Here is a 13,041-nt window from a genome sequence, read left to right on the forward strand (position 1 = left end):
TGCCCTTCATCCGCCACATTCAGCCGGACAGCGCATCCCCCCGCCTCTCCCGCAGCAGCCTCTATTCCTCCGCATCCCCTGCGGAAACGGCCTTGCCGGACTGAAGCTCCCGGTACTGGCCCGGCGAGATACCGGTGATTTTTTTGAACACGCGGATGAAGGAGGTCGCACCCGCATAGCCGAGCAGATGTGAAATATCCTGCACCGTGGAGTTCGTGCCACGCAGCAGCTGCTTGGCATGCTCCATCCGCAGCCCGATCAGGAAGTCGCTGAAGTTCTGGCCGATGCTCTCCTTGAACAGCTGGCTTAAATATTTGGGGCTGATCTGGAACTTGTCGCTAAGCAGCGTAAGCGACAAGTTGGGGTCCAGAAAATGCGCAGCGACATAATCGCGGATTTCCCTCATCTGTGTGCTGTACCGCCGGCTCTGGGACAGCTCCGCTATCACGACCGATAAACGGGTGATAATGTCAGCGAAATCCCGCTCCAGCTGGGCCAGCGTATCCGACTGCTCCACAGAAGCCAGCAGCCCCGGCTTGGCCTTCTCCTGCCAGCTCCCGCTGATTTCCGGCAATGTCCGCTCCAGCTCATATTCCAGATGAAAAATCAGATAATGCAGCAGCCGCTCTACATCCTCCTTGCGCAGACGGTTAACACCCATCTCGCCGAACAGCCCGCTCAGCTCATGTAACCAGCCGGACTCCGCCATCCGCAGCTGGCGGACCACCGAGCGGATCATTTCCAGGTACACAAACCATTCGCCGTCCTTGTTCTCCTTAACCTCAACAAAGCCGATGACCCGGTTCAGCCCAAGCGACACTTTGCGGCTGACAGCGGCGGAGGCCTCCTCGAACGACATTGCTATCTCCGGCTCATTGTCCACTGCCGTCCCGATTCCAAGAGTCACCGTAAACTCCAGGTGGCTCTCCACCCAGGCGCGGACCTGCTCCGCTATCTGCAGCATATTCTGCTCCAGCATACCGCCTGTCTCATCTGCCAGCAGCAGGACCAGCTGGTTCCTGGTGATCCATTCCACGACGATCCGCTGACCGCTCTGTCCCGCTACCTCACTGGCGACACTGCTTGTAATAAATTTGAACAGGGACTGGTCACTCGGGCTGTATTTCAGGCAGAAGTCCACATAATGGTCCAGCTCCAGCAGGCCCACGATATAACGGCCCCCGGTCAGGCCGAAATGCTGCCGCTCCTGCTCCCAGGCGTCCCGGTCATCCTCGTATTCCCCCTTTAAAAGGGTCTGCAGAAACTGCTGTCTCCGGATTACCAGATGCTCCTGCTGCTGCTCCTGAAAAGCCATATTGTTCGTAATCAGCCGCTCAATCGCCTGGTCAATGAAGGCGAATTCGTTCGCGCCGCCCTTGGATTCAGATGCTTTAACGGCCTGCGAAAACCGCTCGATCCGGTGCAGAATCATTTCAATCGGCCTGTAATTCCTCCGGGTCACATAGAAGGTCGTACCGATGGCAAAAGCGATTGCCCCAAAGCCAAGCAGCACCCAGACCGTACTCCCGTGGAACAGCACATCAAGCAGCTGGCCGCCGCGGATGCCGACCCGGTAGGTCCAGCCCGTATAGTCCGATTCAATGTCTACACTCAGCCTGGTCTTCCCCGGAAGCGTCTCCTCCTCCCCGAAAAAAGCCCGGCCCGCCGCATCATACAGCTCCGCCTCCGTAATGGAATAGTCAATCGCCTGGCCGATATACGAGCGCAGCGATGAGGTTTTGACATTGATGATCAGGTAGCCGAGGCTGCCGGAATTCCGGGGGATTTTGAAGCCCAGCGAGGTTACCTTATCCTGCACAGCTCCCCGGATGTCCGCACTCTCCTTCATGCGCGGCGAAGACCAGACTCCGGTATACGCCTGCTCCAGCGCAGTGCGGATATAGGCCTGGTCGGGAAACTGCTCCAGCGGGCGGATCGTGCTCTGATCAAGCACGGCGCTGTCCCGTGCCCGGTACAGATAGACCGAATCAATCAGGCCGTAGCGGACCATCATGCTGCTCAGAATGTTCGAGGCATCAAAATGCAGCGCCCCGTCGGACGGGGCATCCAGGAACTGCTGCAGCGTACCGCCCGTATCAATCGCCTGCTGTGCTTCAAAGGAGATGCCCTTGAGCGTTGTATCCGTCATATTAACTACGTATTTGGCCGACAGCCGGTTGGCCTGAAGCGCATTATTCACATTAAACTGGTTCATGATTGAGAAAAAAATGAAAGTCAGAATGCTCACGGTGACAAACAAAATAGGCAGATAGGATAATAGCATTCGCATAATGTAGTTGTTATTGACTTTCATTTTCTTCCCCGTCCTTTATACGTAAAAATACCGGCAAGCCCCATATACATCCCGGGGCCTGCCGCGCCATTTAACCTGCAGTTACTTTTTCAATTCAGCATAAGCCGCCTTGCGTTCATCATGAACCTGCTGTCCGCCGATTTTAAGGAATTCCTTCACATACGCGTCATAGGTGTCACTGAACTTTTCCGGCTTGGCTACGATGCTTTTTACAATGGCTTCTGTTGCCTTAGCCTTGATGGTATCACCGTATTTAATCTCCGATTCAATCGGCCGTTCAAACCGGACCAGCGAGTAGCCGTCCTTGAGGGCGTTAAGAATGGTCTGCTTGGACAGCTCCTTATAATCCGGTGTCTGGAGTGAGGCCGCTTCGATATTTTTGTCCTGGGACCCGAAATCCTTGCCGTTCGAGATAATGGCAATGTCGCTGTTATTATAGAAGGTCTTCTTCGCCTCATCCGTGGTAACGGCTACCGGGAACCCGTTCTCAAGATTATAATGCTCGCCTTCGTTACCGTTCTGGAGCGTAAACAGCACATCGGCCCGGGACATCCAGTCCAGATATTTGACGGCTTCGGCTGCATGCTTGCTTGTCTTCGGAATCAGGATATGCATGCCGATCGGATCATACAGCGATTTCGGCGTTTTACCTTCCTCGTCCGTGAACGGGTCCATAGCTACATATTCCGCACCCGGAACATTCTGCTTCAGCGTATCGAACACCTTGCCCGGCCCCATCAGGCTCGCATGCGCAGCCAGTGCGGTGAAGGCGCCGACATAACCGTTGGCAACATCGCTTTCGAACTGCTTGCCGTCCTTATCCAGGGCAAAGTCCGGATTGATCAGGCCTTCCGCATTCATTTTGTTCAGGAACTGAACCCCCTCCTTGTAGCCGGGCTTGGAGATTTCCGGAATGTAGCTGGTCGAGGTATACATGTATTCCTCTTCTTCAGACAGCTTGCCGACAAAAGAGTTGATCAGTACCATCGGGCTTGTATAGGTAGTCCCGTCAATGGCGCTGAAATCGTAGGGAATCAGCTTATTGCCCGCCTGTCCGGGATCCTGTTGTTTAAACGCTTTCATCGTTTCGTAAAATTGTCCGGTAGTCGCTGGAACCGGCAAGCCCAGCTTATCCAGCCAATCCTTGCGGATGTAGGAGGACTGGGTATACTGCAGCGGCCGTTTGGCCGGAATGGTATACTGCTTGCCGTCGAACACGCCGTAAGCCAGCACCTCGTCTCCGAGGAAGGCTTTTAGATTCGGGCCGTATTCGTCGATCAGTGCCCCGGCCTCCGTTAAACCGCCGTCTTTGACATAGTTGTAGATGGTATTCATGTCATAGGTAAACACGAGGTCCGGAGCATCGCCGGTTGCCATCAGCACATTCAGCTTATCCACCTCCTGATTGCGCGGGACAGGCACGAACTCCATCTTGATATTATTCGGATCGCCGAAGTTCTTCTGAATCCACTGGGTCCAGTAGTTGTCAGTGACCGGACCGGCACCGGCAGGCGCATTACCGCGGTCGAAGACTTCCACTCTCAGCGTAACGGGATCTTTGGGCTTGGTGCTGCCGGCTTCTCCCCCGGAAGCCGGCGAAGAAGAGGCGGAGGATGCGCCCTCATTGGAATTCGTATTACCGGAGCACCCTGACAGGACGCCTGCCAGAACCAGGGCCGCCGCTGATGCCGTGAACCATTTCTTTTGCTTTGTTTTCACGTGTATACTCCCCTTTGTCTTGATATTGTGCAATATGTCTTTCACTTCCGCAAGCGCGGAATGATTAACCTACTCTTTGACCGCCCCGACCATCGTCCCGGATACAAAATACCGCTGCAGCCACGGATACACGATCAGAATCGGCACGGTGGCGAACATGATGCTGGCCGCCTTGATGCCTTCGGCTACAACCTCCGTCTGGATGGCTCCCTCCTGCGCTGTCAGGTCCGTTACCATGCTGTTCATGACCACCTGATAGAGCTTCAGCTGAATCGGATACAGTTCCGAATTCGTGATGTAGAAAAGCGCATCCATGTACGTGTTCCACCTGGATACCGCATAGAACAGGCTGAGCGTCGCCAGGACCGGCAGTGACAGCGGCAGTACTATCCGCAGCAGGGTGCCGATATGGGAGCTTCCGTCCAGATAGGCGGACTCCTCCAGGCTCTTCGGAATGGAGGTAAAGAACGTCCGCAGAATAATCAGATTGAAGGCGCTGATCATGCCCGGAACAATGAGCGAGGTCAGGCTGTCCAGCATGCCGAGCTGCTTCACCAGCAGATATTCGGGAATCATTCCGCCGCTGAAGAACATGGTGAAGATAATCAGCATCGAGAAAAAGGATCTGCCCTTCAAATGCTCCTTGGTCAGCGGATAAGCTGCACAAATACTCATCACCATACTGAGCAGGGTATAGACCAGCGTGAGAAAGATAGTAATGCCCATCGACTTCAGCATCCGCACATCCTCGAACACCAGTCTGTAGGATTCCAGATTGAAGCCGACCGGAAAAATTGTTACTTTATCCGAAATAATCGCTTCCTTTGAGCTGAGGGAAACCGCAATGATATTCAGAAACGGCAGAATGCTCAGAAGCACGGTCAGCCCGATGAAAATCATGATGAGCACGTCAGACACCTTGGTCGTCCGCTGGATTTTATTGACTGCTGCCGCTCTTACCATAGTCCCTGTTCCCCCATCCTCTTCGCGATCGCATTGGACCCGATGACAAAGATTAGTCCGACCAGCGCCTGGAACAGTCCCATCGCGGTCGCCAGCGAGAACTGCGCCGACTGCAGGCCCACCTTATATACAAAGGTACTGATAACCTCCGCATAATCCATGACAAGCGTATTCCCCATCACAAACGGCCGTTCAAACCCGATCGTCATAATTTTACCGAGCGCCATAATCAGCATGACTACAATGGTCGGACGGATACCCGGCAGCGTGATATTCCACATTTTCCGCCATCTTCCCGCTCCGTCCACTTCCGCTGCTTCATACAGCTCTTTATTGATTCCTGTCAGCGCCGCCAGATAGATGATCGTCCCCCAGCCGGCACTCTGCCAGACCCCGGTTCCCAGGTAGACGAGCAGCCAGTGATTTTTCTCCGTCAGAAAAGGTACGGATTCGAATCCAAGCGACGTAATCAGGTTATTTACCAGACCGCCGTTGTTCGAGAAAATCTGATAAACCAGCCCCCCGATGATAATCCAGGAGATAAAGTGCGGCAGGTAGAGGATCGTCTGCGATATTTTCTTGAACCAGACCGTGCTGAGCTCATGCAGCAGCAGGGCCAGAATAATCGGCGCCGGAAAGGATACGATCAGATCCAGCAGGTTCAGCAGCAGCGTGTTCCGCACCACCGTATAAAACTGGCTCATGGCGAACAGCTCCCTGAAGTTCTCGAACCCGATCCATTCGCTGCCGCTTACCCCTCTAAAAATGCTGTAATCCTGAAAAGCAATTGCTGCACCGTACATCGGCACGTACTTGAAAATAATGAAGTAGGCAATCGGAAGAAACAGCAGCAGGTAAAGCTGATAATCCTTCCAAAATCCCCTGGCCATCCGCTTCTGCTTAACGGGCCGCGGTATTGACTGTGTTCTGCGCTCTGCAAAACTCCGGTCCATGTACATCCCTTCCCTTACAATAGGCTTGACAGATCTGTCTGCGCTCTCTTCCCGGTAAGCCGCTGCTGCCGGCCCCGGGTTGAATACCCACACTATACCCGGCTGCCTTTAGAGGGCACAATAGACTCATTTCTGCGGCATTATCTCATTTCCGAACCCTTATACAGCAGGCTTTTCCCCTCAATTTCCAAGCATGCAAAAAGAGCGCTGCCCGGTTAGGGGCAGCGCTCTTTGGTAAGCAAAGCTATAGAACAGAATCCGGTTCATCTTCCGGAAGAATGTCAGTTCCGGCAGACTCCCTGCATTTTATTGAAGGCTTACTTGGAAGCCTGATACGCTGCCAGGAATTCTTTTACCTTGGCCGGGTCGGCTGTAAGCACATTTCCTGTGTCGATCAGCGGGCTGACGGTGGAAACGGCTTTGATCTTTTTACCGTTGTAGAAGGCCAGGATTTCATCCTGATTGATGGAGTAGAGCACCGCTTTGCGCAGGTCCACACTCTTCGCCACTTCACGGTTCTCCGTGTTGAACAGCAGGTAGCTTACCCCGTTGCTCGGAATGCTCTTAAGCTGCAGCTTGCTGTCGCCTTCAACAACGTCATATTTGGTTTCAGGCACGCCGTAGTACACATAAATCTCACCGCTGCGCAGAGCGGACAAGGTGCTGTCAGCGTCAGCAATAAAGCGTACATTTACCTGATCAATCAGTGCTTCGTTGTCTGTACCCTTTTGATATGCAGGGTTCTTCAGGAAGATCCCCTCATAGTCATTCTTGTAGGACAGAATGTAAGGGCCGCTGGTATACAGGGTGTTATTGTATTGATCGCCCTCTGTTACTGTGTTCTGGTCACCGTAAGGAATGTCCTTGTTAACGTCGAAGGTAGCTACATTATAAGTGTTGATGCTCTCTACCTGCTTTTTGGAGACGATACCGGCCGATTGGTGCGCCAGATAGTTTAATACCTGCGGGAACGGCTCGGTCGTAGTCAGCTTAACCACCTGGTATTTACCCTGTGCATTGTTAGCCTGCTTTTTGTCAGCTACCAGCTCGGAGATCGGTGCATCAAGCCCTTTTTCCAAAGCTTCTTTAACCGTACCGTTTCCGCCTGCCACCTTGATGGATTCCAGAGCGTTCAGGTCAGTGAATACTTCAACCGTGTTAATGTGCTCGTGCAGGCTGTAAGTCCGGTGATCCGGCACAGAGTCCTTGTTCTTGGCACGGTCCAGTGAGAAGACAACATCGTCGCCGCCTACACGCTCACCGGTATCCACTGCTTTTTTATTTTCGATTTTGGCAAAATTGATATCATCACGCAAAATAAAGTAGTAGTCCTGGTTGCCGTCTGCAATAGTGTGGTTACGGGACAGCGAAGCGTCGGATGTAATTTTGTCATCATCAGTCAGGTTGACCAGGCGTACATACATATTCGTATTCAGCTGGTTGATCGAACCGTCATTACCCTTGATCGGGTCCAAAGAGGTCAGGGTAGATGCCGCCTGTGACAGAATCAGCGGTTCTGCAGAGCGTTTGGCAGTATCGTTAAAATCAATGTCCTCCCATGCGAGAGCTCGGGATTTAGACAATCTTACAGTGTCCGCCTTCAAAATCTCCTTGTTAACCGCCTGGCTCTTCAGGGAAATATACAATGGAGCAATCCGGGCCTCGTCAAAAACGAGACGCTGCTCAAATTCCTTATAGGTCTGTGTGTACTCTTCCGGTGTTTGCGTAGCGGCTTCGTTAATCAGCTTATCAAGCTCAGGATCGGATTGTCTGCTATAGTCACCGCCGGTTATGAACAAGGAGCGTACCGCGTAATCCGGGTTACCTGTTACAGTAGTCCAGCCGGACAAGGAAACATCATAGTTACCTGCATCCTCCTGGGCCTTGAAGCTTGCATAGTCAGGCTGAATGTTCAGCTTCACGTTGAAGCCGTTCTTGGTCAGCTGGTCGCGGACAATGTTCAGATCGGACTCATTGCTGCTCATGCCCAGCACATCAATATTAACCGGTGTTCCATCGCCGGCAGGCGCTGTCGCCGGTGCCTCAGAAGCAGCAGGCTCAGCCGTATTACCGACTGTATTGGATTTGGTTGCTACAGAGCAGCCGCCAAGGACCATTACCGTAGTCAGTAGCAGCGCCAATGCGGATTTCTTTTTCATTACAATTTCCTCCCCAGTGTCTATTAATATCTCTATGAAAAACGCCGGTTAAGACGAGTTTTCTGTAATCTGTTAATCAGTTAGTCCATTTTGGGATCAAGCGCATCCCGCAGCCCGTCACCGAAGAAGTTGAATGACAGCACCAGGGCGATGATGGCCAGTCCCGGGAAAATCGCCAGATAAGAGTTTGTCTCGAGATAGGTGCTGCCCAGCTTGAGAATATTGCCCCACTCCGGGATATGCGGTTCGATCCCCAGTCCCAGAAAGCTGAGACTGCTCGTCGAGATGACCGCACCGCCAATGGTCAGCGTAGCCTTGACGATCATCGGCGCCAGTGAATTCGGAACAATGTGCTTGAAGATAATTGCACGGTTGCTGGAGCCGAAGGCCCGGGCAGCATCCACATATTCAAAGGTGGACACCTGCAGCACATTGGCCCGCATCGTCCGTGCGTAGGTCGGGATAGCCCCGACGCTGAGCGCAAGAATCAGGTTAACCGTATTGGCGCCAAAGGCGGCAATGATCGCAATCGCCAGCAGAATCCCTGGAATTGCATACAGCACATCAAGCGCACGCATGATGATGTTGTCGGTATAGCGGCCGTAGTATCCGGAAATCGCCCCGAGTGTTCCTCCCAGAAACAAAGGCAGAACAGTGGACATCACCCCGACAATCAGGGAGATCCGCGCCCCGAAAATAATCCGTGTAAACAGGCAGCGTCCGAAATTATCGGTACCCAGCGGATACGCAAGTGACGGAGGCTGTAAAATCAGCGAATAGTTGTTGTCCACCGCCATACCGTAGTCAAAGGTGACGTAGCTGCACACCGAGACGGAGAACAGAAAGGCAATGAACAGCAGGCCCAGCATCGCTGTTGTATTGCGGGTCAGCCGCTCCAGTACATCCTCCCAGCCGGCTACTGCAGGGTTACCGCTGTTCCGGATCCGGACAATCAGGATGATGCCCAGCACAAGTGCGAATAAATTACCCGTCAATGAGGTCAGCAGCAGCGGGTAAGCTACCCAGAGCAGCCCCTTCGGAACCTGGCGCCGCCGTACAAATACCGCCGTTACAATTACGGTCAGCAGATGAAAACCGGCAACCGCCAGCAGGATAAACATTCCCGTCAGGAAGGTATCCGCCACATAGGGCTTGTACAGATTGATTGCAGAAACGGCAATTACACCAAGCTGTGTCAGCAGTGTATATACTGCCAGCGTATACTCCGGTGATTTGCGCTTCTGTATCAGCTGAAAGGCTGCAGTCCCAAGGAATACATTGCCTGTCACCAGACTCAATAGAAGTACATAGCCCAGAGCCCGGGTAATACTGCGGATTTCTCCATAGATTCTAAGATCTCTGCGGATCAGCAGAGTAACCAGCACCTGCAGGATTGTAAACACTGCATAAACCAGAGAGGCAAGCGCTACATAAGGCTTGACCGTCTGCGTCTCCCAATCATAGCTGGCCAGCAGCAGGGCCACTGTAATGATAAGGGACCCGGCCCAGGCAAAGCCCGCTTGCCGGTATTCCTGGGAGGTTTTGAGCTTAAGCTGAAGTTCACGCCTCTCAGCGTTTGCGTTAACCATGAATGTTCACCTGCTATCAGTATTGTTTCATTTTGGACCGGATACGCGGGTCCACAAAGGCGTATAGAATGTCGATAATCGCATTGATTAAGGATATGGTGATCGCTGTGTAGACTACACCGCCCATAATGGCCGGAATGTCGGGAATAAATTGCTTGTCCACAATATAGCTGCCCAGTCCGCTGATATTGAAGACCTTTTCAGTAACGGCAGCGCCGCCCAGCATCCCCCCGAACTGCAGGCCGATTACGGTCACAATCGGGATAAGTGCATTGCGCACAGCATGCTTCAGCAGCACCTTCCGCCTGCTGAGGCCTTTGGCGGTAGCCGTTATGATGTAATCCTCGTGAATAACCTCAAGCGTGGATGCCCGGGTCATCCGGGCAATCGCCGCAGTAAGTCCTGTTCCCAGCACCACCACCGGCATAATAAAGGTTAGCCAGTTGCCCGGATTAAAGGTCGCCGGCAGCCACTGCAGCTTGATCGAGAAGCCCAGGATAAAGATCAGCCCCTGCCAGAAGCTCGGGATCGACAGGCCGATCAGTGCAATGAGCATGAACGTATAATCAAACCAGGAGTTCGGCCGTGCAGCCGAGACAATTCCGATCGGGATGGCAATCACAACGGCCATCAGCAGCGAGAACAGCGTCAGCTCAAGCGTCACCGGAAATTTGCGGCCGATGGCCGAGACAATTTCTTCATTCCCCGCAAAGGCTTTGCCGAGATCAAACATCGCAATGCCTTTAATATTGTGCCAGAGCTGCACCAGGTAGGACTGATCCAGCCCGTACACCCGGTTGAATTCCATAATCTGCGCATCGGTAGCCGTCTGGCCGAGAATATTAACTGCCGGATCAAACGGTGATATATACAGTATGGTAAATACCAGAACGGAAACGCCAAAGATGACAAAGATGGTCATTACTAATCTTTCAAATATGTATTTGAGATAGGGGCTGCTGTACAGCAGAATTAACAGATACAAGGGAAAGCCGGGAATAAACGATAACGGCAGAAACAACGGATGCTGCAGCAGCGCCTGAAAGGTGCCGATAAACGTTGACCGGGCAAGTCCCTTCTCCTGCAGCCTGCTGTCCGCACGTTCGGCAGCTATAAGCTCAAACCGTTCTGCTGCAAGCTTACGCGCCTCGTTTTCCAGCTCTGCTTCACTGGCCTGCTGGCCGAAAAATCTGGCCTTGCTGTGCAATTGATCAATGAATTCGGACTCAAGCCTCTCCTGAAGTCCTGAAGCCGCCAGCTCCTGACGTGCCTCCTGCAATACAGAAGTATGAATATCTCCGGCCTTTTGATTGCGGTGGACAAGCAGCGTGAACAGATTAACGGGTGCGCCCAGCACAAGGGCGAAATACCGGTATGAGGCGTTCTGCAGCAGCTTGCCGTAAGAATCACCGATTGCCTTGGCGACATTTATGCCTCCGTGTTTTGCCGCCTCCATAATGACTTGCCCTCCTTGCATTCTATATTTAAAATTGTACTATTCCGATAGATAAGGTATATTTTATTAATAGATTTGTTTATTGTCAAGAAAAGCCCCTAAAAATTTAGCGAAACTGGCAGGTGGAAACATGGAACCCATTTTGAAAGTCAACAACCTACATATCTCCTTTCAGAGCCATGATGAAGAGCGCCCCGCCGTCCGCGGCGTAAGCTTTGAAGTATATAAAGGGGAAACACTGGGCATTGTCGGGGAATCAGGCAGCGGCAAGAGTGTTACTGCCCGCTCCATTATGAGACTTCTACCTTCCCCGCCAGCACTTTTAAAGGATGGGGAAATTGTGTTTCTGGGAGATAACCTGGCAGCCAAGTCGGAAAAGCAGATGGAGCAGATCCGTGGACGGGAGATCGGAATGATTTTTCAGGACCCTATGAGCTCCCTCAATCCGACGATCCGGATTGGTGAACAGATCAGTGAGAGTCTGATCAAGCACCGCAAGCTGTCCCGCAGGGCCGCCAAGCAGGAGGCACTTGAGATTCTGAAGCAGGTCGGCATCCGCGACAGTGAAGTCCGCTACCAGCAATATCCGCATGAATTCTCCGGGGGCATGCGCCAGCGGGTGATGATTGCAATTGCCCTGGTCTGCCAGCCGGCGCTGCTCATTGCGGATGAGCCGACTACGGCGCTGGATGTAACGATCCAGGCTCAGATCCTCAATCTGATGAAGCATATGCAGCAACGGCTCGGCACCTCGATCATTCTGATTACACATGATCTTGGGGTTGTAGCAGGGATGTGCGACCGGGTCGCCGTCATGAAGGACGGGGAAATTGTCGAGACAGGCACGACTGAGGAGATCTTTGCGAAGCCGCAGCATCCGTATACCCAGCGGCTGCTGAACGCCTTGCCGCGCCTGGACGAGAAGAAGAAGCCCAAGCCGCCGGGACTGATTATTCCAGGAGAAGGCAAACGCCCGCTGCTGGAGGTCAGATCGCTGAAGCAGCATTTTAACCTTGGCAAAGGCCGGGTGCTGCGGGCCGTTAACGATATCAGCTTCCATATCAAAGAAGGAGAGACACTGGGTATGGTCGGGGAATCCGGCAGCGGCAAATCAACCACCGGCCGCTCGATTCTGCGGCTGCACGAGCCGACCGGCGGCGATGTGCTTTTCCACGGCATGGCTGTTAACCGGCTGAATGCACAGGAAATGAAGACAATGCGCCGCCATATGCAGATGATCTTTCAGGACCCGTACGCCTCGCTGAATCCGCGCTTTAAGGTGATGGATATTATAGGGGAAGCGCTGGATGTACATAATCTCGCCGGCAGCAAGAGTGAGCGCAAGAAGCGTGTAGAGGAGCTGCTGGACCTGGTCGGGCTTGATCCGGCCTATGCCATCCGCTATCCGCATGAGTTCTCGGGCGGGCAGCGGCAGCGGATCGGCATCGCCCGCGCCCTCGCAGTTGAGCCGAAGTTCATCGTCTGCGATGAGCCGCTCTCCGCACTGGATATGTCGATTCAGGCACAGGTCGTCAAACTGCTGGAGGAGCTGCAGCAGCGCCTTGGCCTAACCTATCTGTTCATTGCCCATGACTTGTCTATGGTCAAGCATATCAGCGACCGGGTCGCCGTAATGTACATGGGCCGGATCGTCGAGCTCGCCGAAAGCGAAGAATTGTATACGAATCCGCAGCACGAATACACCAAGTCGCTGCTGGCAGCCATCCCGGTGCCTGATCCGAAGATCGAGGCGGCCAAGAAACGGACATTGATGGAAGAACAGACCGGCGGTGACAAATATAATCTGAATCAGTCCAGTCTGGTTGAGATTTCAGAAGGCCACTGGGTAGCCATGCCTACGGGCTGATAACCGGCGGCAGCATAAACA

General features: G+C 53.1%; 8 protein-coding genes. 1 reads left to right on the plus strand and 7 read right to left on the minus strand.

Features of this window, described 5'->3' with window-relative positions; translation table 11 throughout:
• Window positions 1-61: 61 nt before the first annotated feature.
• The 7 genes from BN3772_RS12765 to BN3772_RS12795 form a co-directional block, all read right to left on the minus strand.
• Window positions 62-2,314: a helix-turn-helix domain-containing protein gene (locus BN3772_RS12765; protein ID WP_042199839.1), complete on the minus strand. Its 2,253-nt coding sequence runs from the start codon at window positions 2,312-2,314 to the stop codon at window positions 62-64.
• An 81-nt stretch (window positions 2,315-2,395) separates the two neighbouring features.
• The gene (locus tag BN3772_RS12770; RefSeq protein WP_042199841.1) at window positions 2,396-4,033 is read right to left on the minus strand and encodes an extracellular solute-binding protein; all 1,638 of its coding nucleotides are present in this window, start codon (window positions 4,031-4,033) and stop codon (window positions 2,396-2,398) included.
• Window positions 4,034-4,102: 69 nt separating this feature from the next.
• Window positions 4,103-4,933, minus strand: a complete 831-nt coding sequence (locus tag BN3772_RS12775) for a carbohydrate ABC transporter permease (protein WP_425280437.1) — start codon at window positions 4,931-4,933, stop codon at window positions 4,103-4,105.
• 56 nt (window positions 4,934-4,989) lie between these two features.
• On the minus strand, window positions 4,990-5,949 hold the full coding sequence (locus tag BN3772_RS12780) for an ABC transporter permease (protein ID WP_042199867.1): 960 nt from the start codon (window positions 5,947-5,949) through the stop codon (window positions 4,990-4,992).
• A gap of 317 nt (window positions 5,950-6,266) precedes the next feature.
• Entirely contained in the window at window positions 6,267-8,108 is a 1,842-nt protein-coding gene (locus BN3772_RS12785; protein WP_042199843.1) for an ABC transporter substrate-binding protein, read from the minus strand.
• An 80-nt stretch (window positions 8,109-8,188) separates the two neighbouring features.
• Window positions 8,189-9,697 carry an ABC transporter permease gene (locus BN3772_RS12790; protein WP_042199845.1) on the minus strand — a complete coding sequence of 503 codons (1,509 nt, stop codon included), beginning with the start codon at window positions 9,695-9,697 and terminating at the stop codon, window positions 8,189-8,191.
• A 16-nt stretch (window positions 9,698-9,713) separates the two neighbouring features.
• Window positions 9,714-11,153: an ABC transporter permease subunit gene (locus BN3772_RS12795; protein ID WP_042199846.1), complete on the minus strand. Its 1,440-nt coding sequence runs from the start codon at window positions 11,151-11,153 to the stop codon at window positions 9,714-9,716.
• A 130-nt stretch (window positions 11,154-11,283) separates the two neighbouring features.
• On the opposite strand from BN3772_RS12795, the gene BN3772_RS12800 reads away from it, so the two are divergent.
• Window positions 11,284-13,020: an ABC transporter ATP-binding protein gene (locus tag BN3772_RS12800; RefSeq protein ID WP_042199847.1), complete on the plus strand. Its 1,737-nt coding sequence runs from the start codon at window positions 11,284-11,286 to the stop codon at window positions 13,018-13,020.
• Window positions 13,021-13,041: the final 21 nt, after the last annotated feature.

The organism is Paenibacillus camerounensis (assembly GCF_000723885.1).
Taxonomy (GTDB): domain Bacteria; phylum Bacillota; class Bacilli; order Paenibacillales; family Paenibacillaceae; genus Paenibacillus_AQ; species Paenibacillus_AQ camerounensis.